The sequence below is a fragment of the Pseudomonas sp. 10-1B genome, assembly GCF_000935045.1.
Lineage (GTDB): Bacteria > Pseudomonadota > Gammaproteobacteria > Pseudomonadales > Pseudomonadaceae > Aquipseudomonas.
In genome coordinates this window covers 1-15,619 of the sequence record NZ_JYKS01000047.1, presented here as the reverse complement: position 1 = coordinate 15,619, position 15,619 = coordinate 1, and the positions used below count along the sequence as shown (strand labels likewise).

16 protein-coding genes and 2 pseudogenes are annotated in these 15,619 nt (G+C 62.7%); 8 read left to right on the top strand and 10 right to left on the bottom strand.

The genetic code is table 11. The features are described 5' to 3' along the window. Window positions 1–58: 58 nt before the first annotated feature. Entirely contained in the window at window positions 59–952 is an 894-nt protein-coding gene (locus tag TZ03_RS22545) for a DUF2950 domain-containing protein (RefSeq protein ID WP_051100490.1), read from the bottom strand. Next, window positions 949–2,346: a DUF3300 domain-containing protein gene (locus TZ03_RS22540; RefSeq protein ID WP_051100489.1), complete on the bottom strand. Its 1,398-nt coding sequence runs from the start codon at window positions 2,344–2,346 to the stop codon at window positions 949–951. Before TZ03_RS22540 ends, TZ03_RS22545 begins: the two co-directional genes overlap by 4 nt. Before the next feature lie 201 nt (window positions 2,347–2,547). Here TZ03_RS22540 and TZ03_RS22535 point away from each other — a divergent pair, with 201 nt between their 5' ends. Together TZ03_RS22535 and TZ03_RS22530 are read left to right on the top strand one after the other, a co-directional pair. Further along, a complete protein-coding gene (locus TZ03_RS22535; RefSeq protein ID WP_051100488.1) occupies window positions 2,548–2,799 on the top strand; it encodes a hypothetical protein in 252 nt (83 codons plus the stop codon). 81 nt (window positions 2,800–2,880) lie between these two features. Next, on the top strand, window positions 2,881–3,600 hold the full coding sequence (locus TZ03_RS22530; RefSeq protein ID WP_051100487.1) for a TorF family putative porin: 720 nt from the start codon (window positions 2,881–2,883) through the stop codon (window positions 3,598–3,600). Here the strand turns inward: TZ03_RS22530 and TZ03_RS22525 are convergent. The 6 genes and pseudogenes from TZ03_RS22525 to TZ03_RS22510 all read right to left on the bottom strand — a co-directional run bounded on the left by TZ03_RS22525 (window position 3,597) and on the right by TZ03_RS22510 (window position 7,032). Continuing rightward, window positions 3,597–4,469, bottom strand: coding sequence for a DMT family transporter (locus tag TZ03_RS22525; protein WP_051100486.1), 873 nt, complete (start codon window positions 4,467–4,469; stop codon window positions 3,597–3,599). The genes TZ03_RS22530 and TZ03_RS22525 overlap by 4 nt on opposite strands. 373 nt (window positions 4,470–4,842) lie before the next feature. Further along, window positions 4,843–5,028: pseudogene (locus tag TZ03_RS29150) on the bottom strand (hypothetical protein). A 192-nt stretch (window positions 5,029–5,220) separates the two neighbouring features. After that, the gene (locus tag TZ03_RS31590; protein WP_236692873.1) at window positions 5,221–5,667 is read right to left on the bottom strand and encodes a hypothetical protein; all 447 of its coding nucleotides are present in this window, start codon (window positions 5,665–5,667) and stop codon (window positions 5,221–5,223) included. A 123-nt stretch (window positions 5,668–5,790) separates the two neighbouring features. Continuing rightward, a pseudogene (locus tag TZ03_RS31585) lies at window positions 5,791–6,057 on the bottom strand (RHS repeat-associated core domain-containing protein); the annotation flags it as partial. Between the two features lie 258 nt (window positions 6,058–6,315). Beyond that, window positions 6,316–6,729, bottom strand: a complete 414-nt coding sequence (locus TZ03_RS22515) for a RidA family protein (RefSeq protein ID WP_051100484.1) — start codon at window positions 6,727–6,729, stop codon at window positions 6,316–6,318. Between the two features lie 90 nt (window positions 6,730–6,819). Continuing rightward, on the bottom strand, window positions 6,820–7,032 hold the full coding sequence (locus tag TZ03_RS22510; protein ID WP_051100483.1) for a PLD nuclease N-terminal domain-containing protein: 213 nt from the start codon (window positions 7,030–7,032) through the stop codon (window positions 6,820–6,822). A 305-nt stretch (window positions 7,033–7,337) separates the two neighbouring features. Between TZ03_RS22510 and TZ03_RS22505 the strand changes: the two genes are divergently transcribed. Further along, window positions 7,338–8,345 (top strand): GlxA family transcriptional regulator, encoded by a 1,008-nt coding sequence (locus TZ03_RS22505; RefSeq protein WP_051100482.1) that lies wholly within the window; start codon window positions 7,338–7,340, stop codon window positions 8,343–8,345. Between the two features lie 175 nt (window positions 8,346–8,520). Here the strand turns inward: TZ03_RS22505 and TZ03_RS22500 are convergent, their stop codons facing one another. Both TZ03_RS22500 and TZ03_RS22495 read right to left on the bottom strand, forming a co-directional pair. Next, window positions 8,521–9,204: a TetR/AcrR family transcriptional regulator gene (locus TZ03_RS22500; protein ID WP_051100481.1), complete on the bottom strand. Its 684-nt coding sequence runs from the start codon at window positions 9,202–9,204 to the stop codon at window positions 8,521–8,523. 81 nt (window positions 9,205–9,285) lie between these two features. Then, window positions 9,286–10,170 carry a hypothetical protein gene (locus tag TZ03_RS22495; protein ID WP_051100480.1) on the bottom strand — a complete coding sequence of 295 codons (885 nt, stop codon included), beginning with the start codon at window positions 10,168–10,170 and terminating at the stop codon, window positions 9,286–9,288. Between the two features lie 197 nt (window positions 10,171–10,367). Here TZ03_RS22495 and TZ03_RS22490 point away from each other — a divergent pair, with 197 nt between their 5' ends. The 5 genes from TZ03_RS22490 to TZ03_RS22470 all read left to right on the top strand — a co-directional run bounded on the left by TZ03_RS22490 (window position 10,368) and on the right by TZ03_RS22470 (window position 15,460). Then, entirely contained in the window at window positions 10,368–11,348 is a 981-nt protein-coding gene (locus tag TZ03_RS22490; protein ID WP_051100479.1) for an aliphatic sulfonate ABC transporter substrate-binding protein, read from the top strand. Window positions 11,349–11,364: 16 nt separating this feature from the next. Continuing rightward, complete coding sequence (locus tag TZ03_RS22485; RefSeq protein ID WP_051100478.1) at window positions 11,365–12,756, top strand: LLM class flavin-dependent oxidoreductase; 1,392 nt, start codon at window positions 11,365–11,367, stop codon at window positions 12,754–12,756. A gap of 106 nt (window positions 12,757–12,862) precedes the next feature. Then, window positions 12,863–13,699 carry a bifunctional allantoicase/(S)-ureidoglycine aminohydrolase gene (locus tag TZ03_RS22480; protein ID WP_013972924.1) on the top strand — a complete coding sequence of 279 codons (837 nt, stop codon included), beginning with the start codon at window positions 12,863–12,865 and terminating at the stop codon, window positions 13,697–13,699. Between the two features lie 90 nt (window positions 13,700–13,789). After that, complete coding sequence (locus TZ03_RS22475) at window positions 13,790–14,389, top strand: START domain-containing protein (RefSeq protein ID WP_051100477.1); 600 nt, start codon at window positions 13,790–13,792, stop codon at window positions 14,387–14,389. A 135-nt stretch (window positions 14,390–14,524) separates the two neighbouring features. After that, complete coding sequence (locus TZ03_RS22470) at window positions 14,525–15,460, top strand: LysR substrate-binding domain-containing protein (RefSeq protein ID WP_051100476.1); 936 nt, start codon at window positions 14,525–14,527, stop codon at window positions 15,458–15,460. Window positions 15,461–15,619: the final 159 nt, after the last annotated feature.

The window sequence follows — 15,619 nt, the reverse complement described above, 5'->3', positions numbered from 1 at the left end:
AAAGGCCGCAAAGCGGCCCCAAATTACTTGACTGACTGGGTGAGGTAAGCGTGCGAATTCAGTCACTCGCCGCCACATCCACCACTTTCCAGCTGTCATCCGGGTCGAAGCGTTTCATCTCCTTGGCCAGTTTGTCCCCCTGCGGCCCGAGGTCTTTCTCGAACACCTGGCCGTCATGGCTGATCATGAAGCTCATCACCCCGGTGTCGTCATACCTGGCCGGCCAGGCGACCATGGCGAAGCCACGGCTCATCCGGTTGCCGATCAGGTAGCTGTAGGCACCGCCAGGGGCGGAAGGGCCTTGTGCGTCGAGGATGCGGAAGTGATAGCCGTACCAGGCATCGCCGACCACATCCTGGCCAAACAACGGGCCCAGCGGGCTGACTTGCCCATCGCCGTCATCTTCCCAGTACAGCCCGTCATGCTTGCCGGGTTCGCTGAAAATTTTCTGCGCATACTCAAGCGCGCCATTGCCGTTGTGGTCCTGGCTGGCGTAATCCATTTGCGCGTCGTGGTAGGCCAGCAGCGACTGCAGGACGCCCAGTTCATCGCGGCCAATGCGCCGGGCGCGGATTTCGGCGCTGCCGGCCTTGAGGTCGAAACGCCAGCCCTGGCTACCTTTGGTCAGCGGGATGGGCAGGGCCCAGTGATCACTGCCCACCGCCAGAATGGCCTTCCCCTCACCCTCCTTGTCGATGCTGTGTTGCGCGCGAAACTGCTGCAGAAAGGTATCCACGTCGCTGCGTTGCACGCCGCCGCGCGGTATGTAGATACGCCAGTCATCGCCCAGCAACTGCGCCAGGCGGGCTTCATCCGCTTTCTCCTCGCCCAGCGCAGCAACGAAGGCTTCCACCGCCTGCTCCGGGCTCGGGAAGGCCTGCTGCGCAGCCGACAGGGACGACCAGGCCATGCCGGCCAGCAATGCCAGTACCGCTATCGATTGGCGGTTCATCGACGGCCACCTCCCCCACGGCGCAGGGGGGCACTGGGCCGAGAGATCGGATGCCCGGCGGCACGCGAGGCATTTGGCCGCTGGGCGAACGACTGGCTGGTGCGACCGCGGCTGGCCTGTACGCTGGTGCGCGAGGGCGAACGCACACCATCGAAGGCGTTGTTACGCGCCCGGCCTGCGCTATTGCCGGGCCGGTTCTGTGCCACCTGCCGCACCTGGCCTTCACCCTGCCTGCGCGGGGTAGCCTGACTGTTCTGCAACCGGCCCTGAGGTACGCGCGCTTCCTGCCGACGGTCGGCCTGCGCCTCCCGCATTTGCTGGCGTGCCTGGATGTTGCTGGTAGCCGGCCGCTCGATGCCGGCCCGGTCCAGCGAGGCCCGGGCCTTGTCCCGCGCCTGGGCGCGCTGGGCGTCGTCGCCGCGAAACGCAGTGCGCTGGCTGGCACCGTCCAGCTGCCGACCATACTGCTGACGGCTGCGGGCGTCGCGGTAAGGCACGCCATCGCGATTGGTGGCGTTGTGTTGCCATTTGTTCTGGTTGTTGCCGATGCGGTTGTTGACGTTGATGTTGTTGTAGCGGTTGACGTCGATGTCGATGTCATTGTGGCCCCAGTCACAGTCGCCCCACAGCGAACTGATGATCGCCACGCCGGTGCCGAAGGCAAGGCCCGCCACCAGCGCGGAACCGGCGTAGTACATCGGTGGTGGCGGGTAGTACACCGGCGGCGAGGCCGGGTAGGCCCAGGTGCCGTAGGTGGTGCTCGGGTTGTAGCTCGGCACATACACCACTTGCGGGTCGGCCGGTTCGATGACGATGGTGGTGGGTGGGCTGCTGGCCGCGACCACTTGGGTGCTGCTGCCGCTGGAAGCGGGTGCAGGTGCGGTCTGCACGGTCACGTTCTGGTACTGGTTGCTCTGCAGGTTGCCGGCGGTCTGGGCCTGATGGCGCAAGCGCTGCACACTACCCATGACATCGTCGGGCTGGGCGAGGAAGGCATCACCCAGGCGCTGCACCCAGACCGGGTCCTGGCCAAGGGTCGCCAGCACCTGCGGGAAAGCCACCAGTGCTTGTACGCTCGGGTCCCAGGGTTGCTTCGCTACCTGCTTGACGGCATCGTCGCCGGAGGCCTTGGGGTTGGCCTTGGACCAGGAAACGGCTTCATTGACCTGCCCCGGGTAGGTCGACGCCATCAGCACCTGGGCCAACAGCGGATCAGGGTACAAGGCAATCGGAGCGAGCATCTGGTCCAACTGTTCCTGGGTGAACACAGGGTCCTTGGCCACCGCCGTGGCGGCGGCAGGTGCCGGGTCCGGTACGTCTTGTGCCAATACCAGCCCGGGCGCAGCGCTCAGACAAAATAATGCCGACAGGACAGCAAACCATGGCATGCGCATCGCTTACCCCCATGAGGTCGGACCGCGTGGGATAAGGGTAGCAATGGCGGTGCTTTTGGCCAGCTGCGGGGGTACAAACTTTTCTCCATCAGGAACCGTCGATAGTCACTATCGAGAATGACAATTTCTGCCGACCCCCGTGGCCACATAACCTAGCTCCATCGACCCGCCGCCCATCACCCCGGCCCCTGGAGTTACCTGATGAACACCCTGGCCCGCCTGCTGTCCGCCATCTTTGCCGTTGTTGCCATCGCCATCATCAGCGGCTGCGCCAGCCACCCCGAACTGCGCCCGTACAGCGCCGAAGAAACCCGCCAGTTGCAGTTGGAGGCATTGCAGCGCCGCGGCCTGTCGCTGGACGACTACGAGCAGCAACAGCGGGTGATCCAACGTGCCGGCAACCTGCCGGTAGTGACCGAAGCCGCCGACGCTGACCGTTCGACCAAAGGCTGAATGGACTAGCCAACAGTTCCCTCCTGCCAACTGCACAGGTATCCTCTACCGCTCAACCGCAAGCCTTCCAGGACGGAGACCATGACCAGGCCCCTTCTGTTGCTGAGTGCTGCGCTGCTTTTCAGCCCTGTGTTGCTGGCTCAGCAGATGAAACGCCAACTGGGCGACTTCGACTTCACGCTCGGCACCACCCCCTCACGCAGTATGGCCCAAGGCCTTATATCACCCAGCGCCGTCGGCGCATTCCACGGTGGTCTCGACCTCAGCCATGCCAATGGCTGGTACCTGGGCCAGTACGCTCCGAGCCTGGGCGTAACCCCCAACTCCACCCTGCGTCTGGACAGCTACCTGGGCTACAAGCATCACTTCGACAGCACCTTGGGCTATGAGGTGGGGTTGATCCACTACAGTCAGCCGAACATCGCCGGCCCCGACAGTTATGCCCTTTACGGCGGTGTCTCGGTATTGGGCAGCCGCTTCGGCGGGGCGCTGCGCGACAACCCTGACAACCGCACCGGCACGCTGTTCGCCGACTTCGGCCAACTGCCGCTGTTCGACGTCGACTTCACCGTCAAGCTCGCCCATCACCGCCTGGGCACGCCGTTCACCATCGGCGATGGCAGCCAGGTGAATGCATTTTCCGATTGGTCGCTGGAGCTGTCGCGGCCCTGGCTGGGTATAGACCTCAACCTGATCTACAGCAACTCCAACCTCAGTGGCGGCGGCTGTGATGCCTACTCGGGGATCAACACCTATTGCGACAGCGTGGTCACGTTCAAGGCGCAGCGCAGTTTCTTTTAGCGGCGCGGCGCCAGCGCCAGGGCAATACCGCCCAGTACCACCACGCAGGCAATCAGCAAGCGCAACGATAACGACTCGCCGATCAGGGCAACCCCGCCCAGTGCGGCAATTACCGGCACACTAAGCTGCATGGTCGCCGCCTGTTGCGCACTGACCTGCCTGACCACGCCATACCACACGGCATAGCCGGCGCCGGAAGCCAGCACACCGGAGCCCAGGGCGTACAACAAACCGATTGATGAGAGGTGTGGACCGGCGCCCAGCAACAGCATCGGTGCCAGCAGCACCAGGCAAGGCAGGCTGCGGACAAAATTACCGGCGGTGTCGGCCAGCGGCCTGGGTGAGCCTTTGCCCAGCAACGTGTACACGCCCCAGGCCACGCCAGACAGGGCCATCAGCAAGGCACTGGCCAAGGGCGGCGCCGAAGCACCGGGCAACAACAGCACCAGCAGGCCGGCAAAAGCGATCAGCATGCCCAGCAGCATGCGCACGGTGATGTGCTCGCCCTTGTACCAGGCAAAGCCGAACATGGTGATCTGCACTGCTCCGAACAGCAGCAAGGCCCCCGCGCCTGCGCCCAGTTGCAGGTACGCCGCAGAAAACAGGAAGGCATACAGGAACAGGGCCAGGCCACCCCGCCAGCTACCGCCCATGGCCTGCGCCGGCCGGCGCAGGTGGATCAGCAACAACAGGAACAACGCACCACTGGCCAGACGCACCACGGTAAAGGATGCCGGGTCGATGGCCCCGTCTTTCAGCGCCAGCCGGCAAAACACCGAGTTGGCAGCGAAAGCCACCAGGCTGAACAGTGCAGGCCAGAACCAGGCACGGGCCTTGCGATCGGTAAGCGTGGTGGTGCCGGTGCTCATGGTGTGGTCACCTCTGAGGGGAGTTTGTTGTTATAGCGGCAATGTAGTCAGGACCGGCGCCGATATACAAGCGACTTCCCCATGAAATACCTGGCACCGGCTGCGCCGGTATTCGCGGCTGAAGCCGCTCCCACAATTATTGCGCATGCCTTGAGGTAAGCACTGACCCTGTGGGGGCGGGGTTTACCCGCGAAGAGGCTAGCAAAATCACCGAGATTGCACTGCTTTCCACAACTTTTCGGCCTTCGCAGCACGTACTCCTCATACTCTTTGCGCTCCGACGGCGTCATCACGTCATCTACCATCGTGAGTCTCCTGCATGAATTGGGAGCCCCATCATCGAAACAACCCATCGACACCGCTACTGGCAGAATTACCAGGTTCTGTGGTCTACCATCAAAGCCTTCACCGGTGGCTCCTGGCTCGGCGGGTCGCCCACCGTCGGCGGCACCGCAGGCTTGGTCGGCACTTCCTTCGGCTATTCTTCCGGCACGGGCGGCGGCAAACCGGGGTCGTCGATGTTCGGATCGGGGATTTCCGGTGGAATGGGAGTGTTCATGGCCTGACCTCGTGTGGGTGAATTGAAGAGGTGCTGCCGGCTACAACTGGGGTATCTGCTAAGCAAGCTATGGACCGAGGTTGCAGCATGATGCTCGACTTATGGGGCATTTATCGCATGTATGGCATTGTGGCCCGGAGGCATGTTGAATTCGACGTTCATTGCCCACTGAACTTGTTTATTTTATCGCCACTAAAATGAATACTTTCGTAGGCTTTCCAACTTCCGGCGGAGTTTATTGGCTCTGCTAATTGATAGTTCAAGCTGTATCTCTGGCATAGCATAGTCCTGGCTGTCGGCGAGCGTATAAGGTCTATTCGCCTTCAATATAGATTTTTCAAGGCTTTCAAGACGAAATACTGCCGAGCTATTTAACCTTCCGTCAGTGTGGTAGCTTATGTCGCCGTGTAAAACTTTGCTGTGATGATTTACATATGCCTGATCAGAAATGCGCTGTGTCCATTTAGCCAATGGGTCACCCGACCAAAGGTGGCGCGTTGCCTTATGAAGAGCGCCGGGGGGTAAATATTGTAGCACGTTGTCGAGCACGGCCGGTTTGCGAGTTGAAACATACTTAAGTTTACCAATGACGCTTTCTTTCCTCTTTTGCTCATAGGATAGAATTTCTTTTTCGTACATTTCCCCGGCTAGCTTTGCGTTACTCCTTGCATGGCTCATATCAACCCTAGAATGTTTCCGAAATTTACGTGTACCGATCCATTTCAGCGATCTTTGGAAGACCCCGTTGGTTCCATGTGGGTCGATAAAGTTAATCGGATCCCCATTGCAGTATGCATAAGAATTGACTCCGCCACGCCCAAAAGGACTCAGGAAGTCCGGGCGAGTGAATCTCTTCAATGCCGGGCTGTATACGCGATGGCCTTGCCCTAGGTGATAGCAATGTGTGTGTACGTCAAAGCATTCTCCGTTAAAACCAGATGAGCAGGGTATTTGAATCAGAATCGTACTGTAACCGTGTACATCGTAATTAATAGGGCTAGTAGCAGGAGTATGGGTGACTGGCTGCACGAGGCTACCTCTCTTGTGTGTGCGGGCTTTTCAAATTTAAATATTCAACATTGATGCATCAGGCCGCTCTTGATCGGTTTGAAGTTAGTGTTTTTTGTGCAACCTCTTTAAATTTGAATTCTTTGTTCTGACGCAGTGCACTGCTATAGCGTTCTTCTTCGCCTTTGGTTATGAATATGTCTGATGATACTCCGCAGTTCAACTGGCAGAATTACCAGGTCCTGTGGTCTACCCTTGCCGCGCAGGGTATCTGGCCCTTTACCCCATCGCGGCGATTGCCTCGATTTCCACCAGCATGCCGTCCAGCGCCAGGCGGGGAACCGGGATCAGCGTGCAGGTCGGTTTCATGTGAGGGCCCCAGGCGCGGTCAGCCTCCGACACCCACTGCCTTAGGCGCTCCTCGGAGTGCTCGACAATCAGCAAGGTCAGCTTGAACACCTGAGCCAGACTGGCCCCCTTGGAAGCCAAGGCCAGTTCCAGATTGGCCAGCGCCTGGCGCGCTTGTTCTGCGAACACTGGCGACAGCTGGCCATCACTACCCTCCCCGCCCTGACCGGCGATGTACAGCAGACGGCTGCTGGCGCGCACCTCGGCGACATGGGAATAGGCATTGCCAGCCGGATCGTACAGCCCCTCGGGGTTGCTCAGCTGAAATGCAGTTGGATTGGTCACGACACGCCCTCGTTCAGATGAATGAGTGGCGGATTATCAGACCTCGAGTTAACTTGAGGTCAAGCGCGGGGAACGCCCGCGCCTGTACTGTCATTTTTCCTGCAGTACCGCCCTGCCCTTCACCGCCCGCGGCCCGCGCCAGGCCCAGAACAGCAAACCGGGGAATGGCGCATAGACCACGAACACGATCCACAGCATCTTGCGCTCGGCGCGCCGGTCACTGCCGATGATGTGCCAGATGGCCCAGATTTCCAGCAGGATGATTAAGGCCGCGATGATGATCCAGATCGTTCCGATTTCCACGAGCGCTCTCCCATTAGGCATGTAATGGGTTGGGTTGCAGCGGGCGCTGAGGGTTCAGATTGATTTGGCCGGGGGGATGGGCACGATTTGTCGAGGCAACCTGTGGGAGCTGGCTTGCCGGCGAAGTAATGTTCGCCGGGGGAATTTGCAGCGCCAAATCGGTGGGGCGTCAGCATAGTGGCAGAACGCCAGACCCAGACAGGTTGCCTGAACACGACCTGTAATACGACACAGCCACCGGGGAGATTGTCTTTCCTCCGGGCACCGGCCACACTCTGCGGGCCAGCCAGGAAGCGGAGTCCAGAGTGCCCACGCCACGCCAGTTCAGCAAGAAGACCAGCACCAGCAACATGCTGCGGCTGAAAACCAGTAGCGCCAATGCCCAGGCCCCCTATCGGGTCGATTTCGTCCTGCTCGAACACTTCTCGATGGCCAGCTTCACCGTGGCCATGGACGTGCTGGTCACAGCCAACCTGCTGCGTGCCGACAGTTTCCAGTTCACCCCGCTGTCGCTGGACGGCGACCGGGTGCTCAGCGACCTGGGGCTGGAGCTGGTGGCCACCGAGCTGTCCGCCGAGGCCTTGAAGGAACTGGACCTGCTGGTGATCTGTGGCGGCCTGCGCACACCGCTGAAGTACCCGGAACTGGACCGCCTGCTGGGCGATTGCGCGGCCCACGGCATGGCCCTGGGCGGCCTGTGGAATGGCGCCTGGTTCCTTGGCCGCGCCGGGGTGCTGGACGATTATGGTTGCAGCATTCACCCCGAGCAGCGCGCCAGCCTGTCGGAGCGCAGCCCGCAAACGCGCATCACCCCTGCCAGCTTCACCCTCGACCGCGACCGCCTCAGCGCCGCCAGTCCCAATGGTGCCATGGAGCTGATGCTCGGCCTGGTGCGCCGCCTGTATGGTGATGGCCTGGCCGAAGGCGTGGAGGAAATCCTGTCGTTCTCAGGTGCGCGCTACCGTCAGGTCGGCCCGGGGGCGAAGAAGTCCATGAGCCTGCACCTGCGCACCATCGTCGAGCTGATGGAGAACAACCTCGAGGAAACCCTCAGCCTCGACCAACTGGCCGCCTACAGCGGGCGCTCGCGGCGGCAGATCGACCGGCTGTTCCAGGCCCAGCTGGGCACGTCGCCGCGGCGCTATTACATGGAGTTGCGCATCACCAAGAGCCGCCGCCTGCTGCAGTATTCCGACTTGTCGGTGATGGAAGTGGCGGTGGCCTGCGGGTTTGTCTCGGTGTCGCACTTCAGCAAGTGCTATGCGGCGTACTTCGGCTACCCGCCGTCGCGGGAGCAGCGGCTGGGGGAGTGAGCTGGGAAAGGACTTTGCACTGCGGCTTCAATGAGGCGTCGCCTGGAGCGGCCCTATCGCCGGCAAGCCGGGCTCCCACAAGGATCTGGGCTGCGCCACAGATCTTGAGACCTGTGCGGTACCCTGTGGGAGCTGGCTTGCCGGCGATGAGGCCAGCCCAGGCGCTAGAAAACGTTCAGGAGCGATGCTCGACCTGGATATACCGCAACACCGCATCACAGATCATCGCCTTGTGTCGCAGCTTGACCTGCTCATCAGACAAATCGATCTGGAAGATCTCGCCAAAGGTGTGGCGGTTCGACACCCGATAGAAGCAGAACGAACTCATCAGCATGTGCAGGTCGATAACCTCGATGCCAGCGCGGAACACGCCTTCCTGTACGCCACGGCGCAGGGTATTGCCCAGGGCCTCGAGCACCAGGCTGCTCATTTCGCGAATCGCCGGCGACTGCTTGACGTACTCGCCATAGTGGATGTTTTCGGTACAGATGATCCGCACGAAATCGACGTTGCGGTCGTGGTGATCGAAGGTGAACTCCACCAGCCGGCGGATCGCCTGCTCGGCCGGCAGCGACTCGAGGTCCAGGCTTTGCTCGGTCTTGCGGATGTCACCGTAAAGCTTGATCAGGCACTCGCAGTACAACTGCTCCTTGCTGCCGAAGTAGTAGTAGATCATGCGCTTGGAGGTGGCGGTGCGCTCGGCGATGGCGTCGACGCGGGCGCCGGCCAGCCCTTGCTGGACGAACTCGTTGATGGCGGCCTGAAGGATGTCCTCGCGCGTTTTCTCGGGGTTGTTCTTGCGCGCCTTGCGCCCCCCTTCGGTTTCAGGCTGGCCGAGGCCGACTACGGAATCACTCATACCCACTCACAGGCTGTTTATTGGAATGTGGGGGATTATCCGTGAGCACGGCCGTACAGGGAAGCGCGCTGTTAGTCGGGGTCAGTCGCGCTGGGCGGTGCTGCGCTGCAGCGGCGGGGTCAGATGCAGCACGCGGTTGCGCCCGCCTTCGGCCAACAGGTAGCCGCCCTTGCCATCGGCGACGATCGACTGGGGCGCCTTGAGGAACGACAGCACGGTCTGCCGCGAGCCGTCGGCATCGATGCGCAGCAGGCGCGCGCGGTGGGTGTTGTCTTCGCTGATCCACAGCCCGCGCTGGTCGCAGAACAGGAACGTCGGGTTGCGCAGGCCAGCGACCACCACCGGGTCGTTGCCATCGTCCGACAGGGCACGGACCTTGCCATTGGCCTTTTCGGTATACAACAAGCGGCCATCGCTGCAGCGGGTGAGGCCTTCGGTTTCGGTCAGGCCGGCACGCAGCACATCGAGCTGGCCGCTGTTCCAGTCATAGCGCATCAAACGGCCATTGCCCTTGCGGTCCTCGATGGCGTACAGATGGTCGCCGTCGTTCCACAGGCCTTGCACGCTTTCGCCGTCGAACAGCCGCGTGACCTGGCCATCACGGGCCAGGCTGACCGGGGCGCGCCCGCCTTCCTGGCTGAACACCCAGCCACCTTGCGCCGCAACCATGCCGTCTGGCTTGGACAGTTTGTCGATCACCACTACCCGCTCGCCCTGGGCGGTGATCTTGAGGATGCTGCCTTGGCCGTCGTCCAGTTCGCGGCTGACCAGCAGGCTGCCATCGGCCTGCGGCAGCAACGAAGCAGCCTTGGCCACGTCACGGTGCAACACCTCGACGTCCCAGCCGGATGCAGCCTGCACCGGGTAGAAGCTTTGCCAGGCGAAGAAGCCCAAGGTGGCCACCAGCAGGCCGGTGGTTGCGGTCAGGGTGATACGGGTGCTGCGCTTGCGCAGGATGTGCGGCATGAAGGGCTCCTCGGAATTGCCGGGGATCCTAGCAAGCCGATGTGAAAAAAATGTCGAAATGGACCACCCATTACAAAACAAAAGGATATAAAAAGAACAAAACAATCTAACAAAACGAAATATTAAAATTGAAAGGCAACCGCCACCTCCTTAGGCTGGACCCACCGCTTTCCCACTCTGCCCAAGGAGTTTTGCCCATGCCCCCCCGTGCCTTCTCGCCCCTGCGCCGCCTGCTGGTCGGTGGCCTGCTTGCCAGTGTCGTCAGCGCCCTGCTGCCCTGGTCAGAAGCCCTTGCCGATGACGCCAAGACCCTGCGCATCGGTTACCAAAAGTTCAACAGCATCAACATCCTCAAGGGCAGCGGCGCCCTGGAGAAGGCCCTGGCGCCACAAGGCGTGAAAGTCAGCTGGCACGAATTCGCCGCTGGCCCGCAGTTGCTGGAAGCGTTGAGCACCGGCGCCATCGACCTTGGCCACGCCGCCGATGCACCGTCGGTATTCGCCCAGGCGGCGGGCAAGCCGGTGGTGTACCTGGCCGCCGAGCAACCCTACCCACGCGGCATCGGCCTGGTGGTGCGCGAGCAGGACCACCTGGCCAGCGTGCAGGACCTCAAGGGCCAGCGCGTGGCCACCGGCCGCGGCTGGAACGCCCAGTACCTGCTGGCCGTCGCCCTCGAACAGGCCGGCCTGAGCTACAAGGACATCACCCCTGCCTACGTCAACAACGCCGCCGATGCCGTGGCCGCCCTGCAATCGGGCAGCGTCCAGGCCGTGACCCTGTGGGACCCGTTCCTCGCCGCCGCTGAAAGCCAGCCAGGCCTGAAGAACCTGCGCGATGGCAGTGGCCTGTCCAACAACCGTACCTTCTACCTGTCCACTGCCAGCTTCGCCGACCAGCACCGCGCGCTGCTGAAGACCTTCTTCGCCGAACTGGGCAAAGTCAGCCAGTGGGCCAACGCCAAGCCTGCCGAGGTCGCTGCCCTGCTGGCCCCGCAGTTGGGGATCAACGCCGACGTGCTGGAGGTGGCCAGCGAACGGCGCAACTACAATGCCGTGGCCATCACCCCGCAGATCGTTGCCGAGCAACAGAAGCTGGCTGACACCTTCCAGGGCCTGGGCCTGATTCCACGCAAGCTGCAGGTGGCCGATGCGGTCTACCCGGCTTCCGTGTTGCCTTGAACGGAGCGCGCCCGCCATGCCTCGCCCGATCCGCTTCAACGCCTTCAGCATGAACGCCGCCAGCCACCAGTCCCCCGGCCTGTGGCGCCATCCGCACAACACCAGCGTGGCGTTCAACCGCCTGGACTACTGGACCGACCTGGCCCGGCTGCTCGAACGTGGCCTGTTCGACGCGCTGTTCATCGCCGATGTGCTGGGCATCTACGACGTCTACCAGGGCGGCCCTGAAGCCGCCCTGCGCGGTGGCGTGCAGGTACCGGTCAACGACCCGCTGCTGCTGGTGCCGGCCATGGCCGGGGTCACCGAGCACCTGGGCTTCGGCGTCACCTTCTCGCTCACCTACGAACACCCTTACCCCTTCGCCCGGCGCATGTCCACGCTCGACCACCTGAGCAATGGCCGGGTCGGCTGGAACATCGTCACCGGTTACCTCGACAGCGCCGCGCGCAACTTGGGCCTGGCGCGCCAGCTGGGCCATGATCAGCGCTACGACCTGGCCGAGGAATACCTGCAGGTGCTGTACAAACTGTGGGAAAAAAGCTGGGATGACGACGCGGTGCTGCTGGAACGTGACAGCGGGCGCTATATCGAGCCCTCCCGGGTGCACCCCATCAACCATGCCGGCGAGCACTTCCAGGTGCCCGGCATGCACCTGTGCCAACCTTCGCCACAACGCACGCCGGTGCTGTTCCAGGCCGGCGCTTCGGCACGCGGCCAGCAGTTCGCCGCACGGCACGCCGAATGCGTGTTCATCAGCGGACCGACGCCGACGGTACTGCGCCGCTACGCCGACGGCATCCGCCAGGCCAGCGAAGCCGCCGGGCGTGGTCGAAACGAGGTACTGATCTATGCCCAGGCGCTGCTGATCGTCGCCCCCACGCGGGCAGAAGCCGAGGCACGCTTCGCCGAATACCGCCGCTATGTCGACCTGGATGCCGCCCTGGCATTGCTGTCGGGCTGGACCGGCATCGACTTTGCCGGCCTCGACCCCGATGCGCCGATAGAATACGTCGAGAACGATGCCGGCCGCGCGGCCCTTGCGGCCTTTACCGCCGCCGACCCGAACCGCCGTTGGACGGTACGTGAAGCCGCCGAATTCATTGGCCTGGGCGGCCGCGGCCCGGTGCTGGTAGGTGCTGCCAGCGAGGTCGCCGACCAGCTGGAAAGCTGGCTGGACCAGACCGGCATCGACGGTTTCAACCTGACCTACGCCGTGCAACCGGACGACCTGGCCAATGTGGTCGAGCTGCTGGTGCCCGAGCTGCAACGCCGCGGTCGCTACCCGCTGGGCTATGCCCAAGGCACCCTGCGCCACAAGCTGTTCGGCCAGGGCGACCAGTTGCCGGAACAGCACGTTGGCCGCCAGGTTCGCATTCAGCTAACAAATACCGGGTATTCCAACATTTAATTTGTGGATGACACGCGCTCGACCCTATTCTGTCGCCACATCCCCTGCGCCGCACCGGCCGGTGCGGTTCACGGCATGGGGAGAGAACAACAAGTCGAGACCGTCCATGTCGAATCATTCCTACTTCGCCCCCCACGGTGGGCACCCGGCTCAGACCGAGCTGCTGACTGACCGTGCCATGTTCACCGAAGCCTATGCCGTCATCCCCAAGGGCGTGATGCGTGACATCGTCACCAGCCACCTGCCGTTCTGGGACAAGATGCGCATGTGGGTCATCGCCCGCCCGCTGACCGGTTTTGCCGAAACCTTCTCCCAGTACATCGTCGAAGTGGCGCCGGAGGGCGGCAGCGAGCGCCCTGAGCTGGACCCGAACGCCGAAGCCGTGGTGTTCATCGTCGAAGGCGAACTGGACATCACCGTCGAAGGCAAGCACCACACCCTGGTTCCGGGCGGCTACGCCTTCCTGGCCCCGGGCGCCGAGTGGAGCCTGCGCAACAACAGCAAGTCCAACGTCACCTTCCACTGGCTGCGCAAGCACTATCAGAAGGTCGAAGGCCTGGACGTGCCGGAGTCCTTCGTCACCCACCGCGACAACGCCACCGTCATCGAAATGCCAGGCACCGAAGGCCGCTGGGTCACCACCCGCTTCGTCGACATGGCCGACATGCGCCACGACATGCACGTGAACATCGTCACCTTCCAGCCGGGCGGCGTGATTCCGTTCGCCGAAACCCACGTGATGGAACACGGCCTGTACGTGCTGGAAGGCAAGGCGGTGTACCGCCTGAACCAGGACTGGGTCGAGGTGGAAGCCGGTGACTTCATGTGGCTGCGCGCCTTCTGCCCGCAAGCCTGCTACGCCGGCGGCCCAGGCAAGTTCAGCTACCTGCTGTACAAGGATGTGAACCGCCACGTACACCTGACGCTGAACCCTAAGCGCTAAGCTCAGGCTGATGCCCGCAAGCCCGCCAACCTGGCGGGCTTTCTGTTTGCCGCGCATACTGAAACACCCCATCCCCGTGCGGTACCGGCCATGAACCGCTGCCTGCTGCTCGCCGCCCTGCTGCTGTGCACCCCCGCCCTGGCTGCCGACGACTGGAACCTGGCCTACGACCGCGAAGGCATTCGCGTGTACCTGAGTGGCGTAACCAACTCGCCCTACCAGCAATTTCGCGGTGTGAGCACCATGAAAGCCAGCGTGCGCACGCTCACCGACCTGCAGGAGAACCTGCGGGTAGCCTGTAAGTGGCTGTATGCCTGCGAGCAGATGCGCCTGCTGGAGGTGGACGGCGAAAACACGTGGGTGTACCTGACCACCAACCTGCCGTGGCCGACGATGCCGCGGGATATCGTCGTGAAGGTGACTACCGAGCGGCTGGACGATGGCACGCTGCTGCGCCACCTGAGCGCCGAGCCTGGCAGAGTCCCCGAGGTAAAGGGCTTGATCCGCGTGCAGCACCTGAGCGGCGAATGGGTGATGAAGCCGCTGGGCGAGCGCAGAACCGAGGTGACTTACCAGTTGCAGGCCGACCCTGCCGGGGATGTGCCCGGGTGGCTGGCCAACCGCTTTGTGGTGGACGCGCCGGTGGTGACATTGCGCACCTTGCGGGCAGTGGCGGAGCGCCAGCCGTGAGGTATCGCAAGGCCACTCCAACAATTGACCGCGTCAACCTGCCAAGTGCGAGTTTCGAGCTACCGCCATCACGCTTTTTCTGCCACTGTGCCCGCGCGGCGCGGACCAGCGCGCCGCGCCTTGCCAGGACGTCGCATGAAAACACAAGAAAACCGCAACACGCACAAAGGCTACCGCCGCATCATCCCATCGATGACCGCCCTGCTCGAGTTCGAAGCGGTAGCCCGTCACAACAGTTTCACCCTGGCTGCTCAGGAGCTGGGGGTCACCCAGGCCGCTGTCAGCAAGCAGATCAGACAACTTGAGGAGAACCTTGGCAGCCAACTGTTCCAGCGCCTGCACCGCGGCATCCGCCTGACCAGCGAAGGCCAGGCACTGTATGCGGTCATCTCCGACTCGCTGCAGAAAATTGCCTCGGTGTTCGACCGCCTGAGCGAGGGCGACAGCGAGCAGGAGCTGGTGCTCAGCTCTACCGCCACCTTTTCCCAGCTGCGGGTCATGCCGCGCCTGGGCACCTTGCGCAGCGCGCTGCCCCAGGTGCGCCTGCGCCTGGCCACGCAGATGTTCATCGGCGACCTGCGCAACCACGATGTCGACCTGTTGGTGCGCTATGGCAACGGCCGTTGGGAAGACGGTATCGCCCTGCACTTGTTCGATGAAGAGATCTTTCCGGTGTGCTCGCCGGCCTGGCTGGCCCGCAACCCGGTGCCGGAGTCGCTGGAGGCGCTGTACCGCACCGACCTGCTGGACGCCGATGCCACCACCGAGGGCTGGATGACCTGGCCTACCTGGTTCCGCGCCCTGGGGGGCAACCCGCCGAAGCTGCACTACAACCTGCGCTGCCATCTGTACACCGACACCATCCAGGGCGCGCTGCATGGGCATGGGGTGGCGCTGGGCTGGGGGCGGATGATCGACCACCTGCTGGCGTCCGGGGAGCTGGTGCGTCTGACCGACCTGGTGGTCAAGCCACACGAGGCCTATTACCTGGTGGTACCCCACGGGCGCACGACCACCCCGACGATCCTGGGGCTGGTGGACTGGCTGCGCGACAATTTGCCTGCCATCTGAATGTTGATGCCCCAATTCCTGGGGGCAGTCCAGGTGCTGTGCAGGTTTCGAGCTCACGCTATACCTGGGGGAGCGGCTTTAGCCGCGAACACCGGCAACGCCGGTGCCATCCACCGCGCTGGATTCTTCGCGGGCAAGCCCGCTCCTACACAGGTACTG

Coding starts and splice junctions, on each gene's coding strand:
- TZ03_RS22535 (WP_051100488.1), top strand. CDS start 2,548: ATGAACACCCTGGCCCGCCTGCTGTCCGCCATCTTTGCCGTTGTTGCC.
- TZ03_RS22545 (WP_051100490.1), bottom strand. CDS start 952: ATGAACCGCCAATCGATAGCGGTACTGGCATTGCTGGCCGGCATGGCC.
- TZ03_RS22470 (WP_051100476.1), top strand. CDS start 14,525: ATGAAAACACAAGAAAACCGCAACACGCACAAAGGCTACCGCCGCATC.
- TZ03_RS22480 (WP_013972924.1), top strand. CDS start 12,863: ATGTCGAATCATTCCTACTTCGCCCCCCACGGTGGGCACCCGGCTCAG.
- TZ03_RS22485 (WP_051100478.1), top strand. CDS start 11,365: ATGCCTCGCCCGATCCGCTTCAACGCCTTCAGCATGAACGCCGCCAGC.
- TZ03_RS22525 (WP_051100486.1), bottom strand. CDS start 4,469: ATGAGCACCGGCACCACCACGCTTACCGATCGCAAGGCCCGTGCCTGG.
- TZ03_RS22540 (WP_051100489.1), bottom strand. CDS start 2,346: ATGCGCATGCCATGGTTTGCTGTCCTGTCGGCATTATTTTGTCTGAGC.
- TZ03_RS22495 (WP_051100480.1), bottom strand. CDS start 10,170: ATGCCGCACATCCTGCGCAAGCGCAGCACCCGTATCACCCTGACCGCA.
- TZ03_RS22530 (WP_051100487.1), top strand. CDS start 2,881: ATGACCAGGCCCCTTCTGTTGCTGAGTGCTGCGCTGCTTTTCAGCCCT.
- TZ03_RS22475 (WP_051100477.1), top strand. CDS start 13,790: ATGAACCGCTGCCTGCTGCTCGCCGCCCTGCTGCTGTGCACCCCCGCC.
- TZ03_RS22490 (WP_051100479.1), top strand. CDS start 10,368: ATGCCCCCCCGTGCCTTCTCGCCCCTGCGCCGCCTGCTGGTCGGTGGC.
- TZ03_RS31590 (WP_236692873.1), bottom strand. CDS start 5,667: ATGTACGAAAAAGAAATTCTATCCTATGAGCAAAAGAGGAAAGAAAGC.
- TZ03_RS22500 (WP_051100481.1), bottom strand. CDS start 9,204: ATGAGTGATTCCGTAGTCGGCCTCGGCCAGCCTGAAACCGAAGGGGGG.